This window comes from Nocardia implantans (assembly GCF_035544775.1).
GTDB classification, from domain to species: Bacteria; Actinomycetota; Actinomycetes; order Mycobacteriales; family Mycobacteriaceae; genus Nocardia; species Nocardia implantans.
The window spans coordinates 341,053-362,279 of record NZ_JAYKYQ010000007.1; the positions used below are offsets into that span (position 1 = coordinate 341,053).

23 protein-coding genes are annotated in these 21,227 nt (G+C 69.5%); 17 read left to right on the forward strand and 6 right to left on the reverse strand.

The window, feature by feature from the left end:
* Positions 1 to 2: 2 nt before the first annotated feature.
* From U3653_RS19085 to U3653_RS19120, 8 genes are read left to right on the forward strand one after another with little or no spacing between them, the layout of a single operon-like run.
* Positions 3 to 1,028, forward strand: coding sequence for an MlaD family protein (locus U3653_RS19085; protein ID WP_195081126.1), 1,026 nt, complete (start codon positions 3 to 5; stop codon positions 1,026 to 1,028).
* The gene (locus tag U3653_RS19090; protein ID WP_195081125.1) at positions 1,025 to 2,038 is read left to right on the forward strand and encodes an MlaD family protein; all 1,014 of its coding nucleotides are present in this window, start codon (positions 1,025 to 1,027) and stop codon (positions 2,036 to 2,038) included. The genes U3653_RS19085 and U3653_RS19090 overlap by 4 nt, the downstream gene beginning before the upstream one ends.
* Positions 2,038 to 3,057: an MlaD family protein gene (locus U3653_RS19095; RefSeq protein WP_195081124.1), complete on the forward strand. Its 1,020-nt coding sequence runs from the start codon at positions 2,038 to 2,040 to the stop codon at positions 3,055 to 3,057. Before U3653_RS19090 ends, U3653_RS19095 begins: the two co-directional genes overlap by 1 nt.
* An 11-nt stretch (positions 3,058 to 3,068) precedes the next feature.
* On the forward strand, positions 3,069 to 4,157 hold the full coding sequence (locus U3653_RS19100) for an MlaD family protein (protein ID WP_195081123.1): 1,089 nt from the start codon (positions 3,069 to 3,071) through the stop codon (positions 4,155 to 4,157).
* On the forward strand, positions 4,154 to 5,185 hold the full coding sequence (locus tag U3653_RS19105) for an MlaD family protein (RefSeq protein WP_195081122.1): 1,032 nt from the start codon (positions 4,154 to 4,156) through the stop codon (positions 5,183 to 5,185). The genes U3653_RS19100 and U3653_RS19105 overlap by 4 nt, the downstream gene beginning before the upstream one ends.
* A complete protein-coding gene (locus U3653_RS19110) occupies positions 5,182 to 6,153 on the forward strand; it encodes an MlaD family protein (protein ID WP_195081121.1) in 972 nt (323 codons plus the stop codon). The genes U3653_RS19105 and U3653_RS19110 overlap by 4 nt, the downstream gene beginning before the upstream one ends.
* Entirely contained in the window at positions 6,150 to 6,833 is a 684-nt protein-coding gene (locus U3653_RS19115; RefSeq protein WP_195081120.1) for a hypothetical protein, read from the forward strand. The genes U3653_RS19110 and U3653_RS19115 overlap by 4 nt, the downstream gene beginning before the upstream one ends.
* A 41-nt stretch (positions 6,834 to 6,874) precedes the next feature.
* Entirely contained in the window at positions 6,875 to 7,855 is a 981-nt protein-coding gene (locus tag U3653_RS19120; protein WP_195081119.1) for an oxygenase MpaB family protein, read from the forward strand.
* A 16-nt stretch (positions 7,856 to 7,871) separates the two neighbouring features.
* Here U3653_RS19120 and U3653_RS19125 read toward each other — a convergent pair whose 3' ends face one another.
* Positions 7,872 to 8,636, reverse strand: coding sequence for a TetR/AcrR family transcriptional regulator (locus U3653_RS19125; RefSeq protein WP_195081118.1), 765 nt, complete (start codon positions 8,634 to 8,636; stop codon positions 7,872 to 7,874).
* Between the two features lie 148 nt (positions 8,637 to 8,784).
* On the opposite strand from U3653_RS19125, the gene U3653_RS19130 reads away from it, so the two are divergent.
* Entirely contained in the window at positions 8,785 to 9,771 is a 987-nt protein-coding gene (locus tag U3653_RS19130; protein ID WP_195081117.1) for an oxygenase MpaB family protein, read from the forward strand.
* Positions 9,772 to 9,985: 214 nt separating this feature from the next.
* On the forward strand, positions 9,986 to 10,477 hold the full coding sequence (locus U3653_RS19135) for a DUF2505 domain-containing protein (RefSeq protein WP_195081116.1): 492 nt from the start codon (positions 9,986 to 9,988) through the stop codon (positions 10,475 to 10,477).
* A gap of 29 nt (positions 10,478 to 10,506) precedes the next feature.
* Here U3653_RS19135 and U3653_RS19140 read toward each other — a convergent pair whose 3' ends face one another.
* From U3653_RS19140 to U3653_RS19150, 3 genes are all read right to left on the reverse strand, one after another.
* A complete protein-coding gene (locus U3653_RS19140; RefSeq protein WP_195081115.1) occupies positions 10,507 to 11,571 on the reverse strand; it encodes an LLM class flavin-dependent oxidoreductase in 1,065 nt (354 codons plus the stop codon).
* Positions 11,568 to 12,398 carry a DUF1684 domain-containing protein gene (locus U3653_RS19145; protein WP_195081114.1) on the reverse strand — a complete coding sequence of 277 codons (831 nt, stop codon included), beginning with the start codon at positions 12,396 to 12,398 and terminating at the stop codon, positions 11,568 to 11,570. The genes U3653_RS19140 and U3653_RS19145 overlap by 4 nt, the downstream gene beginning before the upstream one ends.
* A gap of 172 nt (positions 12,399 to 12,570) precedes the next feature.
* Positions 12,571 to 13,296 (reverse strand): SDR family NAD(P)-dependent oxidoreductase, encoded by a 726-nt coding sequence (locus U3653_RS19150; RefSeq protein WP_195081113.1) that lies wholly within the window; start codon positions 13,294 to 13,296, stop codon positions 12,571 to 12,573.
* A 58-nt stretch (positions 13,297 to 13,354) separates the two neighbouring features.
* Here U3653_RS19150 and U3653_RS19155 point away from each other — a divergent pair, with 58 nt between their 5' ends.
* Entirely contained in the window at positions 13,355 to 13,876 is a 522-nt protein-coding gene (locus tag U3653_RS19155; protein WP_195081112.1) for a MarR family winged helix-turn-helix transcriptional regulator, read from the forward strand.
* Positions 13,877 to 13,900: 24 nt separating this feature from the next.
* On the opposite strand, the gene U3653_RS19160 is transcribed toward U3653_RS19155, so the two are convergent.
* Positions 13,901 to 14,539: a carboxymuconolactone decarboxylase family protein gene (locus U3653_RS19160; RefSeq protein ID WP_195081111.1), complete on the reverse strand. Its 639-nt coding sequence runs from the start codon at positions 14,537 to 14,539 to the stop codon at positions 13,901 to 13,903.
* A 15-nt stretch (positions 14,540 to 14,554) separates the two neighbouring features.
* Positions 14,555 to 15,121, reverse strand: a complete 567-nt coding sequence (locus U3653_RS19165) for a VOC family protein (protein WP_195081110.1) — start codon at positions 15,119 to 15,121, stop codon at positions 14,555 to 14,557.
* Between the two features lie 109 nt (positions 15,122 to 15,230).
* On the opposite strand from U3653_RS19165, the gene U3653_RS19170 reads away from it, so the two are divergent.
* The 6 genes from U3653_RS19170 to U3653_RS19195 all read left to right on the forward strand — a co-directional run bounded on the left by U3653_RS19170 (position 15,231) and on the right by U3653_RS19195 (position 21,153).
* Positions 15,231 to 15,863 carry a TetR/AcrR family transcriptional regulator gene (locus U3653_RS19170; protein WP_195081109.1) on the forward strand — a complete coding sequence of 211 codons (633 nt, stop codon included), beginning with the start codon at positions 15,231 to 15,233 and terminating at the stop codon, positions 15,861 to 15,863.
* Positions 15,864 to 15,982: 119 nt separating this feature from the next.
* On the forward strand, positions 15,983 to 17,239 hold the full coding sequence (locus tag U3653_RS19175; RefSeq protein ID WP_195081108.1) for a CaiB/BaiF CoA transferase family protein: 1,257 nt from the start codon (positions 15,983 to 15,985) through the stop codon (positions 17,237 to 17,239).
* A complete protein-coding gene (locus U3653_RS19180) occupies positions 17,236 to 18,156 on the forward strand; it encodes a hydroxymethylglutaryl-CoA lyase (protein WP_195081107.1) in 921 nt (306 codons plus the stop codon). The genes U3653_RS19175 and U3653_RS19180 overlap by 4 nt, the downstream gene beginning before the upstream one ends.
* 35 nt (positions 18,157 to 18,191) lie before the next feature.
* On the forward strand, positions 18,192 to 18,584 hold the full coding sequence (locus U3653_RS19185) for a nuclear transport factor 2 family protein (protein WP_195081106.1): 393 nt from the start codon (positions 18,192 to 18,194) through the stop codon (positions 18,582 to 18,584).
* Positions 18,581 to 19,765 (forward strand): acyl-CoA dehydrogenase family protein, encoded by a 1,185-nt coding sequence (locus U3653_RS19190; RefSeq protein ID WP_195081105.1) that lies wholly within the window; start codon positions 18,581 to 18,583, stop codon positions 19,763 to 19,765. The genes U3653_RS19185 and U3653_RS19190 overlap by 4 nt, the downstream gene beginning before the upstream one ends.
* Positions 19,762 to 21,153 (forward strand): phosphotransferase, encoded by a 1,392-nt coding sequence (locus tag U3653_RS19195; protein WP_195081410.1) that lies wholly within the window; start codon positions 19,762 to 19,764, stop codon positions 21,151 to 21,153. Before U3653_RS19190 ends, U3653_RS19195 begins: the two co-directional genes overlap by 4 nt.
* Positions 21,154 to 21,227 lie beyond the last annotated feature (74 nt).

A 21,227-nucleotide genomic window follows, 5' to 3' on the forward strand; every position in this document is an offset into this window, starting at 1 on the left:
TCATGAGTCGTGCGGCGCAGTTCTCGGTTCGCGGTCCCGGCCCCGCCGGTCTGCGCTTGCGCGGGCTGGCGCTGCTCGCGGCACTGGCCGTGCTGGCCGTGGCCGTCTGGCGCACCTCCGAGCCCGCCCGTGCGGACCTGGCCGGTTTCGACCTCGTGATGACCGGCATCGGCGACGGCGTCGGCACGCACACGCCGGTCCGGCTGCGCGGCATGACGATCGGCTCGGTCGAGGCGATCGAGCCGATCGGCCCCGACCGGCAGCGGGTGCGAGTCGGCGTCGAAGCGCCGCGGCTGACCGAGCTGTCGACGACCATGCACACCCGTTTCGTCTCCGCCAACGTCTTCGGATCGACCGCGCTGGAACTGGTCCCGATGCCGGGCGGCGACCCGATCGCCGCGGGCGCGACGCTCGATATCGGCGATCGAGTCGACAACTTCACCGTGACACGGATCCTGCGCGACTCCGGCCGCGCCGTGGCCGACGTGCTGACCTCCCGCATGACGACGTCGCTGGAGAACGCGGCGAGCCTGACCGATGCGGTGGCTCCGATGCTCACCTCGGCCCTGCTGCTCGCGCGCACCTGGCAGCGCGCCCGGCCCGGCCCGCTCGCCGACCTGCTGCGCGAGTCGGCGGATGTCGCCGAAGGCGTCGGTGCGTTCACCCCGTCGGCGCTGAGCATCCTCACGGCCCTGGCGTCGGTCACCGAACTCGACGACGACCTGCGCACCCGCCAGGCCTCCGACACCATCTCCGAGGTCTCCAACCTCGTGTTCGCCTTCGCCGGACAACTGGTCGGCGCGCTCGGCCCCACCTCGCAGGCGGTGGACATGCTGCTGGACCTGGTGATCCCGCTCGATCGGGCGATGCGGGGAGTCACGCCGCGACAGCTGCACGATCTGGCCGCCGGCATCGACGGGGCGCTGCACCGCCGCGACGACCGGGTGGTGCTCGACGTCGAGGTGCTGATCGCGGCGGTGCCGGCGTTCCGCTTCCCGGTCCAGGCCACGGGCGGTGCGCCGCGATGAGGACACCACGAGCCGCCGCCGTGCGCCTGCTGCTGTTGCTGCTGGTCGTGATCGCCGTGGTCACCGTGGTCGTGCAGGCGATCCACCGGCCGGTCGGCGGCGAGACGACCGAGTACCACGCGGAATTCGGCGACGTCTTCGGACTGCAGCAGAACGCGGACGTGCGGCTGCGCGGCGTTCAGGTCGGCAAGGTGACCGGCATCTCGCTGACCGCCGATCATCGCGCCACCGTCCGCTTCACCCTGCTGTCGCGGTATCGGCTGCGCAGCACCGACCGTATCGCCGTCCGCTTCCAGAATCTCACCGGTCAGCGGTATCTGGCGGTCACCGCCGAGGGGCGAGGAGCGTTCCTCGACCCGGCCCAACCGGTGGTCGACACGGTCGACTCGTTCGACATCACCACCGTGTTCAACGGATTGCGCCCGCTGCTGCGTGAGGCCGATCCCCAGGTGTACAACAGGTTCGCCGCCCACCTCGTCGCGATGGTCGAGGGCAGCGACGGCGACATGGCTCCGCTGCTGCGCGATCTCGCCACGCTGACCGCCTACGCCGAGGACCGCACCACCGTCATCGCGACCATCGTCGCGAATCTCGACGCGCTGTCGCAGCGGCTGCGCGGACGCTCGGCCAATCTGGAGAACATCCTGCGCGTCTTCCACTCCATCTTCATGCCGGTCGCCAGCCGGATGGAGGAATTCCTGAGCCTGATGGACAAGGGTTCGGTCGAGATGACCGAGATCGTCCGCACCGCCGAGGCACTCGCGCGGCTGCTGCTCGGCGCCCGTGACAGCTCCGACGCGCTCACCGAACGCATCCACCAGGCCATCCCCGACACCACCGCCGCCGTGCGCGCGCTGTCGGCCCTGCCCGGCCTGCTGGAAGCGCTCAACGCGCTGATCCCCCGCTCCGAGCCCTCCCGGCACTGTTCGAACGGCACGGTCGCACTGCCGATCACGGCGGCCGTGCTGCTCCACGGCCGCCCCTTGACCGTTTGCGAAGGGAGTCGGTGATGCGATTGGTCCCGGCGCGTCCCGTCGTCTCGCTCGGGCCGGAAACCCCTTCTCCCCGAACGCAATTGACGTGGGCGCTGATCAGCGTCATCGCTGTCACACTGGCTTTCACGACGGTGGGCGTGCTGTATCTCCGCCCGCCGGACTCTGTGACCTATCGGCTGCACTTGCCGGAAACGGGTGGACTGACCACCGGCGACAGCGTACGGATCGCCGGCGTGAAGGTGGGCCGGGTGCTGTCGATCCGACTGGGCGAGGATCACGTCGAGGTCGAATTCATCGTGCGATCCGAACAACGTCTCGGTGACCGCACCGCCGTGGACGTGCGGATGCTCACCCCGGTGGGCGGGCTGTACCTGGCGCTGCTGCCAGCGGGCGCGCAGCCGTTGCGCGCGCCCATTCCGATGGAGCGCGCGCACCTGCCGTTCCTGGTGAACGAGCTGATGCCGGAAACCGTCAGGGTGACCGACCAGATCGACACCGAGTCGCTACGCAAGACGCTCGACGCCGCGGCGCACGCGCTCACCGACGCCCCCGGCGCGGTTCGCCAGGCGGTGTCCTCGCTCGGTGCGGTGGTCGGCGCGCTGGCCGAGCAGAAGGATCAGGTCCGAGGGCTGCTGGCCCTGTCCAACGAATACCTGGCGACCGCGCGGGACAACGAGATGCTGGCCACCGAGGTGATCCGCGCCTACGCCGTGCTCGGACCGCAGATCGTGGCGGCGCGATCCAAGGTCGAGATCTTCGCCGACAAAGTGACCGCCGTGGTCGGGCTGCTGTTCGACTTCCTCGCCGGTCCCTACGCCGAGAAGCTGGAACCGCTGTTCTTCCCACTGGAGCAGAGCCGCGATCTGAGCCGCGAGCTGCTGAGTTCGACGGACGCCGTCATCGCCGCGATGACCCACACCATGGAAGAACTCGCCGGACTGGCCGGACCGGAGGGTCGAGCGCTCATCGATCAGAGCGGCCTCACCGTGCGCCGCCCCGACGTCTGTCTTCCGGTCCCGGGAGCGGGGTGCTGATCATGTGGCCGATGCAGAGCGGACGACGCCGGGCGCCTGCGATCCTGATCGCGACCGCGGTGGCGGTGACCGCGGTGGCCGGCGCGGCGATCCACGACGCCGAGCGCCACACCCGTGCGGTGTGCGCCTTGTTCGACGACACCTTCGGGCTCTATCCGGACGCGCCCGTGACGATCCGCGGTGTCGCGGTCGGGAAGGTGCGAGCGCTCGTGCCCGACCACCGACACGTCCGGGTGGAGATGACCATCGGCGAGCGCCCGCTCTCGGCTCGTATGCGGGCCGTGGTGATGAATTCCTCGATACTCACCGACCGTCGCGTAGAACTGGTGGACACGCCGGTGCGGGATGGACCGGCGCTGCCCGCGGATCACTGCGTCGCGCCCGACCACACGGCCACGCCGGTGAGCGTCTCCGACGCGCTCGGCTCCTTCACCGGACTCCTCGACGATCTGACCCGTCCCGGACCGGACGGCGCGACGCCGTTGCGGGCCCTGCTCGACGGTACGGACCGCGAACTGCGCGGACTCGGCCCCGCCGTCGACCAGCAGCTGCGGCAGCTGTCCGACCTGCTCGCCGCGCCGGACGCGTTCCTGGCCCAGCTCGGCGAACTACTGGACAACTCCGCCGAGCTGAGCCGGTTCGTCGCCGCGGAATGGAGCGACATCAAGACCTCGCTGATCACCTTCGGGCCGGGGCTGGAACTGCTCGAACGCACGCTGGTGATCGTCAAGATCCTGGTCGGCAAGCTCGCGGCGGCGATCGGCCCGCTCGACCGGCTGTTCAACCACCACTTCCCCTACCTGATGGAGATCCTCGAATCCTCGGTGCCGATAGTGACGCTCGCGCGCACCAGAGCCGAGGAATCCCGTGATCTGCTCGCGGCCATACCGGGGGTCATGACGATGTTGCGCAGCATGATCGAAGACGGGTCCGGCCTCAGCTTCGACTATCGTCCGCCCGCCGTCGTTCTCGGCGCGGCCGATGCGACGGCGCTGTGCGCATCGGTGCCGGATCCGCCTACCTGTCAGGCGCTTTCGGCGCACGTGGCCCAGCTGCCGTTGCCACTGGCCGTTCTCGCGACCGTCGGAGGCGCACGATGAACGGATGGCGACGGCCGAGTGGTCCGCGGCTGCTGCTCGCGGGCATCGTCACCCTGCTGCTCACCGCCTGCGGCTGCGGTTTCGACCCCAGTGACCATGCCCTGCCCGGCACCGGCGTCGACGGACCCGCCTATGGCCTCGCGGTCGAGTTCGAGTCCGTGCTGAGCCTGCCCGCGGGCGCCCGGGTCAGCAGCGACGGCGCCGACGTGGGCCGGCTGCGGTCGATCGATCTCCTCCCGCACGCCGCGGTCGCGCACATCGACGTGCGTTCGGACGTGCGCCTGCCCGTGGGAACGCGCGCCGAACTGCGGCAGAACACCGTCCTCGGCGACATCTACCTCGCACTGCTGCCGCCGCCCGGCGACGCGGTCGCACTGCTGCGCGACGGGGACACCATTCCGTTGCGCGACACCGACACCGGCCCGCAGATCGAGCAGATACTCGAGCGGATGGCGGCGTTCGTCAACGGCGGCAGCGCCGCCAGGATGCAGGACGCCGTCGAACAACTCGACCGCGTCCTCCCCGCTGATCCGGCCGAGACCAGTGGACTGGCGGGCCGCGTAGCCACCGACCTCGGCGCCGCGGCCGACGGTGTCGGCGACATCGACCGGATCGTCGCCGCCACCGATCAATTGGCGCGGCGGCTGCACCAGATGCGCGAGGAGGTCGGATTCCTCTTCTCGGAAACGGCTGCGCGGCGGCTCGGCCGTGTCCCCGAATTCATGACCGCGGTGCTCAACGTCGTGATCGACGTCAACACGCTCACCACCGGGCTGGACTGGCTCATTCCCCGGCTGCCCCACCTCAACGACGCGCTGGAGCGAACGGCCGTGCTGTTGCGGGACCCGTCGCCCGATGCCGCCGTCTGGACCGGCAACGGCGCGCTGCTCGCGGAGTTGCTGTCCGGCAAAGTGGTTCCGTTCCTGGGCAATCCGGCGCTGGAACTGCGGCGGGTCGGACTCGCGGGCAGTCCAGACCGCGATGTGGACGCGCTGATCCTGCTCCGGCTGATCGGAGTCCTGCCATGACCAGGATTCCCGCCTGGCTGTCCGGCGTGGCGCTCGCGGTGGTCACCGCGCTCGGCAGTGGCTACCTGGTGCTCGGTGTCCTCGACCTGGAACCGATGGCCGCGCGCGACCATGTCACGGTCCGGATGGACCACGCCGCCGGCCTGCGCCCCGGCTCGGCCGTCGTCTACCGCGGCGTGGACATCGGCACCGTCGACGAGGTGCGCAGCGTGCCAGGAGGTGTCCGGCTGCGGCTGTCCTACGACCGTGCCCGCCCGATCCCGGTGAACAGCGTGATGAAGATCGAGAACCTCTCCGCGCTGGGCGAACCGGTCTTCGCCTTCCTACCGGGCGAGCCCGGCCGCGCCGGCTACCTGCGCGACGGCGACGAACTCGCCGGCTCGGTCGACACGCCCGCCACCGTGCCGGAACTGCTGGCGGCTTCGGCGCGGCTGCTCGACCAGGCCGACGCGGCCGCGATCAGCCGGTTGGTGGACACGTTCGCCGCGGCGGTCGAGCACGCCCCGCAGGTGGCTCCGGCGATCGAGCGGGCCGCCGGACTGCTCGCGGTCACGCTCGCTCGGCACGAGCCGTCCCTGGAAACGGTGTTGCGCAATCTGCTGCGGCTCATGCCCGACGCCGACTGGGTGCGGCCCGCGCTGACCGCGGCGCCGCCGCAACTCGACCGGTTCGGCGCGACGCTCGGCGTGTCCTACCAGTACCTGTTCGAGGGATCGGCCCTGCTGCGCGGCCGTGAAGTGCTCGGCTCGTGGCGGGAAGAGGAACAGCAGTTCGTCGACTTCCTGAGCCGGCTCGCGCCCGAACTCGGCGCGCTCGGGGTGGCGCTGCGGCCGGTGTCCTCAGCCGCCGGGCCCGCGCTCGGGGCGGTCGACATGGCCACCCTGCTCGACCGCGCCCTCAGCGCACTGCCCGGCGACCGCCTGCGGATCACCCTCCGGACAGCGCAGGCCGACGAAGGAGAACGATGAGCACCACGGACCGGATCCGCCGGACGACGCCGGACGGCACGACATCCGAAAGCGCCGCTGCCGACGATGCGGAACCGGCGGATACTTCCAGCGAACCCGCGGGACCACGAGTCGGGCGCATTCGCGGGATACGCGCACTCCGTCGATGGGCCCGTCCCACCGCCGCCGTGGTCGCGGCCGCCGTCGTGACCGCGGTGGCTTTCGCCGCCGGGCGGCTCAGCGCCGGTTCCGATGACGAACTGGCGTCGTTGCGCGCGCAGCTGGCCGTGGACGCCGCCGCCGAACAGGCCGCCTCGTCGTACGCGCTCAATGTCTCGCAGGTACGCCCGGGTGACATCGAGGGATGGCGCAAAGCCTTGCAGGCCGGCGTGAGTCAGCAACTCGCGCCGAAGCTCTCGGCTGCCGTCGACGTCGTCGGGCCGTGGTTGTCGCAGATGGAATACACCGCGACCGCGAAACTGCTCGCCGCGAAAGTCTCGCGCCGCGACGGCGATCTGTTCGTGGTCCAGGTGTTCGTCGACATGAATTCGCGCAGCAGACAGACCCCGGAGGGCGTCACCGCCACCGCCGCCTACACCGTCACGCTCAACCGCGCGGCCGCCTGGACCATCACCGACGTCGGCGGCGTGACTCCCGATCTGCCCGCACCGACCCCCGCGCCTGCACCGGCGCCCCGATGAAGCGCGATCCGCTTTCGCAGTCCATGAGACAGGAGAAGATGATGACCAGAGCCTCACGCGATTCCACCAGCACGATAGAAGCCGCGCGCCCCGGTGCGGCCGCCGCAAGGGTGGTGACGGTCGACGGAGAACCCATCGAACTGGTGTCGCCGGACTCCATGACCGCCGAAATGGTCGGCCATTGGACCTATCTGGTGGTCGAGGGCGCCGCGTTCGCGATGCAGGGGCTGCATCCGGTGATCCGCGATGTCGTCGACCGGTATTCCGTCGCCCGCACCGATCCGCTCGGCCGCGCTATCCGCTCGGTCGACTCGGTGTTGCGCTGGACCTACGGCGGCATGGAGGCCATCGACGAGGGCAAACGGCTGCGTTCCCTGCACGAGCCGCTGACCATGCGCAACGCGGAGGGCAGACATATCAGCGCCCTCAACCCCGAGGCGTACCAATGGGTCATCGCGACCGCTTACGTCACCACCGCCAAGGCGGGGCCGTTGCTGATCGGACGCGAGTTCACCGCGACGGAGCTGGACGATCTACTCGCCGACAACATCCGCATCGCGCGGATCCTGCGCGTGCCGATGAAGGGCTATCCGAAGACCAGGGCGGAATTCGACGCCTACTACGAGCACATGGTGTCGGATGTCCTGTGCGCCACCGACGACGTCCGGCAGCAGTTCGCCGACCTGCGCTCCGGTGACAGCGAGCAATTGCGGGCGCTGCCCTTCCCGGTCCGCTCCCTGGCGCGTGGGCTGGCTCGTCCCCTGCTGCGGTTCAACTATCTCTCGATCGTGGGAATGCTCGATCCGCGCCTGCGGGCCATGATCGGGGTGGAATGGAGCGAGCAGGAGCAACGACGACTCGAACGGATCTACGCGGTCATCCGCCTCGCCTACCGGGTGCTGCCGGAGCGACTCACCTACTTTCCCATCGCCTACCACGCCAGGAAGCACCACCGGTGCATCGAGCGGATGAAGCAGCGAGAACTGAAATCCGCGGCGTATCGCGTGCGTCCCAAGCAGTAGCCGCTGCCGGAACGGGCTAACCGCCGCCGGGATGCGGGAAAAGCAACGGGGCGAGGAAACGCCGGGCGAACTCCTTCGCCGCCGCGGTGTCGGCCAGCGGCAGCGCGCCGTGCGGGTTCGAGATGAACGACATGGTCAGGCGGACGAACAGCTCGGCGACCACCTCGGCATCGAAGACACCCAGTTCGCCGCGTTTCTGCCAGTGCACGATGAAGCGCGCGACCAATGTCCTTCCCTGCTCGATGAATTCGTCGCCGGTGAGGAAGCGGGTGAGTTCCCCTGCGGCGGACGAGACGCGGAGGCTGCGCGTCAGCAACCGTGGGGCCTTCGCCTCGCTCACGAACGCCGAGAACATCTCCGCCAGTGCGCTCACCGGCCCCGCCGAGCGCTGCACCGCCTCCGCCACGATGATCCCGACGCGTTGCGATTCGGCCATGAGGGCATAGCGGACCAGGGCCGATTTGGTGCCGAAACGGCGATAGACCGTGGCGACGCCGACGCCGGCCTGCTCGGCGATGCGGACCATCGTCGTCTCCTCGAAGCCGACCTCGGCGAAACAGTCGCGGGCGGCCTCGACGATGCGACGGGATCGGGCATCCAGCGCGGTGAGATCGGCCCACGCGTCGCCCACCGCGTTCAGGAACTCCGCGACCGCCTGTTCACCGCCGCGTCCCTGCGGGCGCACGGAGGCGTGCGGGCCGGCCGGGCCGACGTCATCCGCGGCCTTGTCCCGCCGGGTGCTCGCCTCGGGCTTGCTCGAATCGTTTCGCTGCGCCCTCATCGGCGTGAGCCTACCGCGCATCGTTCGCGTCACCTCGCCACCACCATCGGCTCTTCCACCGCCCCCGTCGCAGCGGATCTCGTCGTACCACTCCAGAAATGATAGTCTTGAAGCTATGTCACTATCACCCGTAGTTCAGAGGTGACCCATGGCAACGAACGCAGAGCTGCCCGTTGTTTCCGAGCCCGCCACCGCAGCGGCGCTGTCCGATCGGGTGCGCCCCGAGGTCATCGCCGAGTTCCGCAAACACACCGGCAGTGTGCTGTCGGGCGTGTTCGCCGGCGCCGCCTTCGATCAGGTCGCGCTCGTCCCCGTCGCCGCCGCCGTCGACCGCACCGGTCGCTTCGCCGCGAACTTCGCCGACCGGGGCGTGCGTTCGGGTTTCTCGGCGCTGCTGGCGATGTGGGGCGATCCGGCCGACCGGCTGGCCGAGGCCGAATGGCTCAAGCAGCGCCACCGTGACGTGCACGGCCGGGGCCGCGGCGACTATCGGGATGTCCGCTACAGCGCCCTCAATCCGCAGACGTGGATCTGGGTGGGGGTCAGCGGAATGTTCGTCGCGCTGAACACGTTCACCTACTGCACCGGGACGGTGCTGCGGCCGGAGGAGAAGGAAGCCGCCTATCAGCTGCTGCGGGAAGGGTTTTCCGGGCTGGAACTGGCCGCGCGGTCGGGCAAGCTGCCGCAGGACCTCGCGTCGGCGACCGAATACTACGACGCGATGGTGGAGCGGGAACTGGCCGCGAACCCGTTCCTGGTCGAGCAGTTCGCCGGCCTGACCCGGCTGCCGTTGCCGACCCTCGGGCTGCCGCCGCTGGCTCGTACCGTGCTCATGCCGTTGTGGCTGCTGCTGCGTCCTCTCGCCGGTCACGTGATCCAGGTGTGCTCGGCCGAGGTCATGCATCCCGGCGTCCGTGACATGGTCGGCTTCGAGCTGAAACAGCGCCATCACCGGGAGTTCGCGGTGTACGTCTGGTTGTTGCGGGCGGCGTGGCGGCTGCTGCCGGATCGCCTGCTGCTGCTCCCGCTGGCCTACAACCGCCTGCAGTACGAGAAACTGGTCCGCTACCACCGAAGGTTCGCGCTGGACTCCTTCGCGCCGCCCACGAGCACGGCGGGCGGCTGCCCGATCTGAGGCGGGGCCACCGCGCCGATGGCCTGATGATAGTCTCAGGAAATCTGACTATCGCTACGCTGAGCCGTCCCCAGCTGCGGCACCGCGGAAGCATACGGGCATGGTGTGCCTGCGTGGAACACGATGGTCCGCAACACAATCGGGCCCGTCCCGGTAGGAAGCCCCGGCGATTCAGCGGCTCGGGAGCGCCGCGTGGCGGGTAGCGTGTGCCGCTATGGCGACCCCTGTGGTGTACACGGCCACCTACTCCCATTCGGCCGAGGCGCTTCGCGCGGCGTTGTCCGACGAGCAGTACTGGAAAGACCGGGTCGATGAGGTCGGCGGAGTGCTCGTCGCCTTCGACGCCGCCGACGACCGTGTGCGCGTGCGCATGACGCAGACCGTCGCGGCGGCGGAGTTGCCCGGCGTCGTCACGGCGGTGCGACCGGAGGGCCTGGTCGTGACCCGCACCGAGATCTACGCCCGCGACGGCGGCAGTTTCGACGCTCGCGTCGAAGGAGTGCCCGCGCGGGTGAGCGGCACCGTCCGGCTCACCGAGTCCGGCACCGCCGCGGTGGCGATCGTGGACGGTGCGGCCGAGGTCGGCATCCCGCTGTTCGGCAGGAGGATCGAAGGCGCGGTCGTCGCCCGGCTCCGCGACGTGCTCGCCGCGGAAGCGGAATTCACCGATACCTGGATCACCGGCCACCGCCGCGTCGATCGGTGACCGTCACGCAAGCCCGCGGACACAACCGATCAAGCGGTCGCGGTCACCGCACCGGCGTCGTGCTCGGCTCCGGTCGTCGGCCGACGGCCCAGAGCGGGGGCGATCAGCTTCACGGTGTCGTGCAGGATCTGCTCGTAGTCGGCGCGTTGGAACTCGTACGGCAGTTCCAGCCGCAGCTCCGAGGTCTGCGCGAGCACCGGATCGGCGCGCAGCCGGTCGACGATCTCCACGGCGGGTCCGACCAGATCGGGCGCGAACAGGACGCGCCGCTCCCCCTGTGGCGCGAGGGTGCGCTCGTGCCTGCTCGCCGCGTATCGGCGGTACCGCTCGCGAGTGGCGCGGTCGGCGCTGTCGAACGGGACGATCACCCGCCCCACCGCTACCCGGGCGGGCCCGGCCGGATCCACCAGCCGGCGATACTCGGTGACCAGGCTCGACTGAGTAGTGGCGAAATCGTCGCTGTGCTCGCCGAAGACGATGTTCCCCGTCAGCAGGTTCAGGCCGTTCTCCCCCGCCCAGCGCACCGAACGGCCGCTGGCGCCGCCGTACCAGAGCCGGTCGATCAGGCCCGGATTGTGCGGCTGTAGCCGGGGCCGCTGAGTGTTGCCCGGGGAGTGGATCACCGTATCGGAGGCACCGAGGTAGTCGCCACGCAGGTTCTCGATCAGCCGGGCGATCCGCCCGTAGGACAGATCGTAGGTACGCCAGTCCCCGTCGAAGACCAGATCGCCGATCAAGTCGGCGTGCGGCGGTGTGCCCGCGCTGAATCCGGCCTGCAAACGGCCCCGCGACAGCACATCCGCCAGCGACAGATCCTCGGCCAGCCGGAACGGGCTTTCGTAGCCGATGGGAATCACAGCAGTGCCGAGCTCGATTCGACTCGTGCGCTGACCGGCGGCGGCCAAGAAGACCGCCGCCGACCCGACGCCGTGCTCGAGATGACGCTGCCGGATCCACGCACCGTCGTAACCGAGGCTTTCGCCGTACTCGAACAGCCGCAGTGTGTCCTCGAGCCCGGAGTAGGGGTCGTCATCGGGATAATTGCCCGGCGTCAGGAACGACAATGTCCTGATCCGGGGCGTCGTGTCGCTCATCGAACTCCGCCGCGTTCGTACGGCAGCTTCTCACCGGCTTCGATCGCGAGCGGGAGCCGGTTTTCCGCGGGCGGCAACGGGCAGGTCGCCAGATCGGTGTAGGCGCAGGGCAGGTTCGCGGCCCGATTGAAGTCGAGCCGCACCGATCCGTCGGCCTCCGGCGGCGACAGTTGCAGCACGCGGTTGGCGGCGTAGGTGGTGACCCCGGAGGTCTCGTCGGTGAAGAGCACGGTCAGGCCGCCCGGGTCTTTGCCGGGGAAGGCGGTCAGGCGCAGCGGCCGTCCGTCCAGCTCGAACTCCACCTGGCCCGGCGCCTCGTAGACATGTTCCAGTCCTTCGACAGCGGCGCCGACCGTGGTCGGCCGCGGCTGCGGGAAAGCGACATACCGCCCGGTGACCACCCACTCGGGATGTGGCGGGTACGCGGGCGTGCCGCGGAACGCCGTGCGCAGCGGGTTGCCGGGGTGCCGCGGGCGGACAATGTCGTGCCCGCCGCGCTTGGCGACCTCGATCACCGCGTCACCCCAAACGGCGTTCACCCCACCGCGTTCCGGGATGACCCCGAACACATGCCTGCCGCGCACGGGTGTGCCGTCGACCACCAGTTCGTCACCGTCGTCGAGAACCACCGTCACGCCATCGGCGCCGGTGGACCAAGCGCCCGGCGCGTCGGGGAATCGCTGCGGCGTCTCCGAAAGCCAGTGCAGATTCGTGATGGCCAGGAAACCGTGCGGGTCGGCCAGCCGCGCTTCTTGCCCGCGGTGCCAGTCCTGCCAGTCGGCCACGAAGGCGTCGGTCGGAGTTGCCGCGGCGGCCTGCGCTGTCATGTGGTGCTCCTCGTCTGCAGCCGTGCCCGTCCCCGGTCCGGTGCCGTTCACGATTCGAGCCGAAATGTCGTGGCACCACTGCGGACGGAGGTGATACCGGATTCAACCGCAGGCCGCGGCGCACCGACAGGATTGCGATCAGCGCGAACGCAACCGGCCCGCGCGCCGGTTCTCATCTCGTCGTGTGCGCGCCACCGTTGACGTGAATGGTCTGGCCCGTGATGTGCCTGGCGTGCGGCGAGGCCAGGAACTCGATCAGCCCGGCGACGTCATCCGGATCACCCGCGCGTTTGTCATGGGTGGCCTCGATCAACGAGGTGCGTCGTTGCTCGCTCAGCTGCCCCTGGAAGAAGTCGGTGTCCTCGATGTAGCCGGGCGCGACCGTGTTCACCGTGACGCCGCTGGGCGCCAGCTGCGCCGACAGCCCGGCCGACCATGCCGCCAGCGCCGCCTTCGCGGCGCCGTAGGACCCGGCGGCGTACTCGGCGCCGATCGAGCCGACGTTGATCACCGCCCCGCCGGGTCGCAGTCGCTCCCGCAGCGCCGAGGTCGTCAGGACCGCGCTCAGGAGGTTCGCCGACAGGTTCGCCGTCCATCGCTCGGCCACCTCCGCCAGCGACGCCGCATCGGCGCTTCCCGCGGCGAGATCGGTGTTCCCGCCGGCCATGTTCACCAGCACATCGACTTCGGGCCCGACCGACTCGGCGAAACGCTCCACCTCCGACGGAACCGCCGCGTCGCAGACGATCCCACGCGCTCCGAGCTCGCGTGCCGTCCGCTCGACCCGTTCCGGCGATCGCCCGGTGATCACCACGTCCGCCCCACTTGCGGCGAACCGCTGGGCCACCCGGCGGCCGATTCCCCCGCTGGCCCCGGTGACGACGACCGTTCCGCGCATTCTCGTCTCCTCTCGCTATATTTAGCACTAAATGTAACGAGGAGAGCGAATTCCGGCAATGACGTACGAAACACACGACGAGATACCGTCACCCGCACAGATCGCCTCCGCTTGGCGGCGCGAGCTGCCCGGCGCGCGGGTCGAGTCGATCGAGATCCTGACGCCGCTGTGGCGGGTAGCCAAGCTCCTCACCGACGAGCGCCAGCGCACCCTCCAGCGGCTCGGCATCGACGAATCGACCCTCGACCTGCTCAGCACCCTGCGCAGATCCGGGCCGCCCTACCAGCTGACCACCCGCCAGATCGCCGCCCGCAGCCTCGTCACCGCCGGCGCCATCTCCCAGCGCCTCGCCCGCGCCGAAGCGGCCGGGCTGATCATCCGCGAACCGACCTCGGCCACCCGGCGCGGCGTGCTGGTCACGCTCACGCCGGACGGCCATCGCCGCATCGAACGAGTCGTCCCCGCCCTGCTCGAGCACGAGACCGCGTTCACCGACCGGCTTGCCGCCGACGAACGCGCCGTGCTCACCGCGGCATTGCGCACGCTCGAGGCGGCGATCCGATCCGCCGAACCGGCCTAGGCCACCGTGGCGCGCCCGAACGGATCAGGTTCCGGACAGATCCGCGGACAGATCCCTGGCTTCCACACCCTCGGGCAGCCGCACTTCCGCCACCGGTTCCGGCCGGTCGTCGTATTCCAGGCGCAGCGCCCGGCAGATGGTGGCATGCATGTCGTAGAGAGTGGTGATGTAGGTGAACTCCATGATCTCCCTATCGGTCAGCTCGGCCCGCAACACCGCGAACACCTCGTCCGGAACGCGCCCTCCGTCGTAGACGAGAGCGTCGGTGTAGGCCAGCAAAGCTCGTTCCAGCGGGGAGAAGCAATCGCTGATCTGCCAGTGCGGGATCGCCGCGATCTTCTCCTCGGGCACGCCAAGCGATCGCATCTGCTTGCAGTGCTGAGAGAAGACGAACTGGCTGCCGCGGGCGTATCCGGCCCGGCTCTGCCCCAATTCGCGCAAGGCCGGATCGAGGGTCGCGTTGCGGTAGACGGCGAAACCGCGCACGGCGTGCCGGAATACCTCCGGCGATTGAGCGAACACCGTCCACCAGTCGCCGGGCGTGGCGTGGATCGTGCCGTGATCGACGGCTGGGTCCTTGTCGGGGCCGAACAGGCGGTCGTAGAAGAACAGGATCCGCTCGTCGGTGACTTCGGCGCGGGGCACTTCACGCAGTCGGGGCATGACGCTTCTTTCGGTTCAGCGCGACGCGGGGACGCGGCGGTCGGCGGCGGTCTTCGGCTCGTGGGAGACGTCGGCCTCGGTGAACGTCCGCGTCCAGCAGGCGAATTCGAGCAGCACGCCGTCGGGATCCTGGAAATAGAACGAACGCACGAACGTCCCCGGGTGCACGTCTCGCGACACACCGGCCGGACTGTCGTCGTGGTTGAGCACGCGGCTGACCTCGATGCCCTCCTCGCGCAGCCGCTGGTAGTACTCGTCGAACCGCTCCGGCGGAACGGCGAAGGCGACATGATTCATCGAGCCGACCGCGCTGAGGAGTTCCCCCGCGTCGGGCAGGCCCCTGGGCGCCGCCACGCCCGGTGCGGCGTCGGGGGCGTCGGCCAGCCAGAAGAAGGCCAGGGTGTTGCCGTTACCGCAGTCGAAGAAGAAGTGCTGCCCCAGATTTCCGGGCAGCTCGATGGTCTTGATCAACGGCATCCCCAGCATTCCGCTGTAGAAGTCGATCGTTCGGCGCATATCGGAGCACACCAGGGCCAGGTGATTGATTCCGCGCAGTTCGTATTTCGAATTGGGAGCGTTCATGGCAATCCTTCCGATGAGCGACAATGGTCGCCGACGCAACCGATCCGGCACCGATGGCCGGACAAAAGATGACTTGACAGTCATGTCATCTTCGGGAATAGTCTGTCTCGTGGCGAAGTCATCTGTCAATAGTTCCCCCGCCCCGGTGGACACGCTGACCCCGCGAGGACGCAAGACGCGCGACTCGCTGCTGGACGCGGCGCGGAAGGTCTTCGAAACAGTCGGTTTCCTCGACGCCAGGGTGGAGCACATCGCCCAGGAGGCCGGGGTCTCCTACGGCACCTTCTATCGCTACTTCGAATCGAAGGAAGATGTCTTCGGCGAGCTCAGCAATCGGCTTTTCGAGGACATGCACCGCCGCGAACCGGCGGAAGGCAATCTGTCGCCCGCCGAGAAATTGATCGCGTCCAACCGGTCGTATTACCGGGCATACCGGCGCAACGCGCTGATGATGGCGATCATCGAGCAGGTCGCGACCATCAACGACGACTTCCGCCTGCTGCGGCACGAGCATCGCCGCCAGCTGATCGACCGGACCGCGCGCGCGATCGCCCGCTGGCAGTCCGAAGGCCTGGTGCGCGCGAATCTCGACCCGGAGCTGGCCGCCCGCGCGATGGCCGCGATGGTCGATCACACCTTGTATCTGTGGTTGATCCAGGGCGACGACGCGAACGAAGAGGCGCTGCTGGAGACCCTCGACCAGATGTGCGTCGGCGCGCTCGGCCTCGATCAGGAGCGCTGACCGACCCTCGCTCTATCCAAGAACCCTTACTCGAGTGGGCTTTTCGGTGCCTGCGAGCCGACCGGCGCGTCGCTTGCCGCGACCGATCCCACCATGTCGCCATTCCCCGAGGAGGCATCATGACAACGGAGGCTCAGCCCGGCGCGGACGCGCCCCCCGGCGCGCTCGACGGGTACCGAGTGCTCGAGCTGGGAACCTTGATCGCCGGTCCGTACTGCGGCCGCCTCCTCGGTGATCTCGGCGCGGACGTCATCAAGATCGAAGCCCCCGACCGCCCCGATCCGCTCCGCGAGTGGGGGCAGGCCGCGGGCGGGCACCAGTACTTCTGGTCGGTGCACGCGCGCAACAAGCGGTGCGTCAGCCTGGATCTGCGCACCGAGGCCGGGCGCGAGGTCTTCCTGGAACTCGTGCGCACCGCGGACGTGGTGGTGGAAAGCTTCCGTCCGGGCACCTTGGAGCGCTGGGGGCTCGGCTACGACGTCTTGTCCGCGATCAGTCCCGGGCTGGTGCTCGCACGGGTATCGGGCTACGGGCAGACCGGCCCCTATGCGTCGCGACCGGGTTACGCCTCTGTCGCCGAGGGCGTCAGCGGGCTGCGGTACCTCAACGGCTTCCCGGGACAGGCGCCGCCGAGGATCGCGCTGTCCCTGGGTGACAGTCTCGCCGGGCTCTTCGCCTGCCAAGGCGTTCTCGCCGCGCTGCTGGTGCGGGAACGCACCGGGCGCGGGCAGATCGTCGACGCCGCCCTGACCGAGTCGTCGCTCGCCATTCAGGAATCCACCGTCCCCGACTATCACAAGACGGGACACGTCCGGCAGCCGTCGGGCACCCGGCTCGACCGGATCGCGCCCTCGAATCTGTACCGCTCCAAGGACGGATTGTGGGTCATCATCGCGGCCAACCAGGACACCGTGTTCGGGCGGCTGGCCGCGGCGATGGAGCGGCCGGAGCTGGCCACCGACCCCAGATACGCCAACCACACCGCGCGCGGCGAACATCAGGACGAACTCGACGAACTGATCGCGCAGTGGGCGGCGGGATTCACCGCCGCCGATCTCATCGACCTGCTCGCCCGCTTCGGTGTGGTCGCCGGTCCGGTCAACACCGTCGCCGAAGTGATGACCGATCCCCAGTTCATCGCCCGCGAGATCTTCGTCGACCATCGTGATCCCTCCGTCGGGCCCGCCGACGAGGAGTTCGATCCGGTCCCGGTGAAAGGAGTCGGGGTGGTCCCCAAACTCAGCGACACACCCGGCGGTGTGCGGTGGGGCGGTCCCAGCCGCCCTGGCACGCACACCGACGAGGTCCTCGCCGGGCTGCTCGGCTACGACCGGGACCGGCTCGCCGCGCTGCGCGCCCAAGGCACGATCGCGTGACCGCGCCCGCGCAGGTCGAGATCCGGGAGGTGGCGCCGCGCGACGGCCTGCAGATCGAAGCGCCCATCCCCGCCGAGGCCAAACTCCAGCTGATCGATGCGCTCGTCGCGACGGGCGTCGGCCGTATCGAGGTCACCTCCTTCGTCTCGCCCCGGGCGGTTCCGGCACTCGCCGATGCCGAGACCATCGCCGCCCAGCTGCATCGATGGCCCGGTGTCGTCTTCTCCGCGCTGGTGGCGGGGGTCGGCGGTGTCCGGCGAGCGCTCACGGCGGGCATGACGCGGCTCGAGTACGTAGTCTCGGCCTCGGACGGGCACAGCGTGGCGAATGTCGGTCGCACGAGCGAGGAATCGGTTGCGCTCATCGCGCCCATCGCCGATCTGGTCCACGCCGCGGGTGGCGAGCTGGAGGTGATCATCGCCATCGCTTTCGACTGCCCGTTCGACGGCCCCACCCCGCCGGAGCGAGTCGCCGCGATCGCCGCCCGCGCGATAGCCTCCGGCGCCGACAGCCTCTCCATCGCCGACACCGTCGGCACCGCCACCCCGCGCCGCACCGGCGCGGTGATCGATCTGGTGCGCGCGGCGGCCCCCGGCATCGACCTCGGTCTGCACCTGCACAACACCCGCGGCCAGAGTTCGGCCAACGCGTGGTCGGGCTACTTGCACGGCATCCGCCGGTTCGACTCGTCCGTAGGCGGTTTCGGTGGCTGCCCTTTCGCCCCGGCCGCCAGCGGGAACCTCGCCACCGAGGAACTGGTCTACCTGTTCGAAGACAGCGGCATCGCCACCGGCATCGACCTCGAGGCGACCCTCGACGCCGCGCGTCTGCTCTCCCGCCTGCTCGGCAAGCCCGCCGACAGCAACCTGCTGCGCGCGGGCGGACGCCTCGCCCCATCCTCCGCCGCCGGGCGCTGACCCGCGCGGCACGTGCTCGAAGAAGAGGACACCCCATGAATGAACTGGCCGATCGTTTCTTCGCCGCCGTCAGCGCAGGCGACGCGACGGCGCTGACCGACCTGTACGCGCCGGATGCCAGGATCTGGCACAACGACGACGGCACCGAACAGACCGTCGCCGAGAATCTGCGCGTGCTGCGCTGGCTGTCGCGCACCGTCGAGAATCTGCGCTACGAGGACATCCGCCGCTACGCGCTCCCCGACGGCTTCGCCCAGCAGCACGTTCTGCGTGGTCATCTGCCGGGCCACGGCGCGCTCGAGGTTCCGGCGAGCCTGTTCGTCCAGGTCCGGGACGGGCGCATCACCCGGATCGACGAATATGTCGACTCGGCCGCGACCCGGCCGCTGCGCGAGGTGTCCACCGCTGCCGGGGAGCGTCGCGCATGACCCACGACCGACCCGCGGGCCGAGTAGCCGAATTGGCCTCGCGGCTGCGTTCTTTCATCGATGACGAGGTCATCCCGCAGGAGGCCGTTCTCGCCGTGCCCGGCGCTGCCGCCGCGGCGGTGCTGGCACGGCTGCGAGAGCGGGCCAAGGAGCTCGGTCTGTGGGCGCTGGGCCATCCGGCGGAAGTCGGGGGCGGCGGCCTGCCGTTCCTCGATTTCGTCTACCTCAACGAGATCATCGGCCGTTCCGAGTTCGGCCAGCTCGCCGTCGGCTCGGTGTCCATGCAGGACACCCTCATGCTGCACCGGCACGGCAGCCGAGAGCAGCGCGACCGGTGGATCGAACCGATGGTGTCCGGGGACATCCTGCCATCGGTCGGATTGACCGAGCCGGATGCCGCCGGTTCCGACCCCACGCTGATCGAAACCCGCGCCGAACTCGACGGCGACAGCTGGGTGATCAACGGGCACAAGTGGTTCACCACGGCTGCCGAGCAGGCCGCGTTCTGCACCGTGTTCGCGCGAACCGAGCCCGGCACCGCGCCCAGGCACGAACGCATCAGCGCGATCATCGTTCCCACCGACACCCCCGGGTTCGAGATCGTGCGCGCCATCCCGACCATGGGGCACGACCCGAGCGATCATTACGAAGTCCGGCTGACCGACGTCCGGGTGCCAGCGGCGAACCTGCTGGGCGAACGCGGCAAGGGATTCGTGGTGGCGCAGGACCGCCTCGGCGCGGGCCGGATCTTCCACTGCATGCGCTGGCTCGGCCAGGCCCAGCGCGCCTACGAGCTGATGTGCGCCCGCGCGAACACCCGCTTCGCGCACGGGTCGGTGCTGGCGGAGAAGGGCGAGATCCACCGATACATCGCCGAGTCCGCAGCGCAGATCCACGCCGCGCGGCTGATGACCCTCGACGCGGCGCGCGCGATGGACGCCGGAGCCGACTACCGCGTCCGGGTGGGGCTGGTGAAGTTCTGGGGCGCCCGCATGCTGCACGACGTCATCGATCGCGCCATCCAGGTGCACGGCGCACTGGGCCTGACCGCCGATACGCCATTGGAACGTATGTACCGGCAGGCTCGCTACGCCCGCGTGTACGACGGTCCGGACGAGGTTCACCGCATGTCGACCGCGCGGCGGCTGCTGCGCGACCCCGGGGCCGCACCGTGGCTGTGACGACCTCCGCGGTGACCTTGGCCGACGGCGTGCGCGCTGTCCTGAGCGAGGCGACCGGCGCGCGCCTGGCCGCCGCCGAGGTACGCAGGCTCACCGGCGGCGCGAGCCGCGAGGTGTACGCGGTCCGCGCCACGGACGAGACCGGACGACAGCTCGCCGCGGTGCTGCGCCGTGATCCGCCGGGCCACGGCGACATCGGCCGGATGCGCGCCGAGGCGGCCTGCTTGCGGGCCACCGCGGCGGCCGGGGTCCCGGTACCCGAAGTCCTCGCCAGCGGCGACTCCGCACCGGGCATCGACGCGCCCTATCTGCTGATGAATATGATCGATGGCGAGTCGATCCCCCGGAAATTGCAGCGGAATACGGAGTTCGAGAACGTTCGCGGCCATATCGCCGAAGACTTCGGTTATGTGCTCGGCCTGATCCACCGCACTCCCGTCGACACGCTCACCATGCTCGACGATGCCGATCCCCTCGACGCCATCGAGCGGGTCTATCGCGATATCCGCGAACCCCGCCCCGCCGTGGAGATCGGCTTGCTCTGGTTGCGCGAACACCGCCCGCCGGGCCGGCCCGCAGGCTTGGTACACGGCGACTTCCGGCTCGGCAACCTGCTGATCGACCCCACCGGCATCCGGGGCGTCCTCGACTGGGAACTCGCCCATCTCGGCGACCCCATCGAGGACCTCGGCTGGCTGTGCGTCCGGGCCTGGCGCTTCGGCGCGCCCGCGCCCGTGGCCGGTCTCGGCACCCGCGAACAACTTCTCGACGGCTACCAGCGCGCCACCGGCGACCGTCCGTCGGACGCGGAACTGCACTGGTGGGAGGTGTTCGGCACGCTGAAGTGGTTGATCCTCAGCAGGTTTCAAGCCGAACGTCACCTCGGCGGCGCGGAGCGGTCACTCGAGCTGGCGGCGATCGGCCGCCGGGTCTGCGAATCCGAATACGACCTCATCGACGCGCTCGATCTGCTCGACACAACCGCTCACGGCAATCGCCCCGCGACTACCGAGGCCAGCGTCCACGACCGCCCCGGCGTGACGGAGATACTCGACCTGGTCGCGGAGACCTTGACCGATGACATCGGCCCGGCTCTGACCGAAGACCGCGAGCGGCAGCGCTATCTGTTGCGGATCTGCGTCTCCCTGTTGCGGATATCCGGCCGCGAACTACGCGACGCCGGCGCCACGTCCCGGGTGGCGGAGCTGCTGGATGGGCTACATTGCGCGTCGGAAGCGGAACTGGCCGAGAAACTGCGTGCCGGGGAACTGCCGTACCGGGCCGAGGCCGTTCGCCGGACGGTCTCGGCCGCCGTGCTCTCGCGTCTACGAGTCGCGAATCCGCAACACCACCGGACCCCTTCCGACGAGCTGCCTTCCGAGCGCTGACGCCGGCCAACTGCGCGACGGGGAAGAGGCGCGTACAGGTGGCGGAGGTACGGCGCGATCTCGCGGCGACCTCC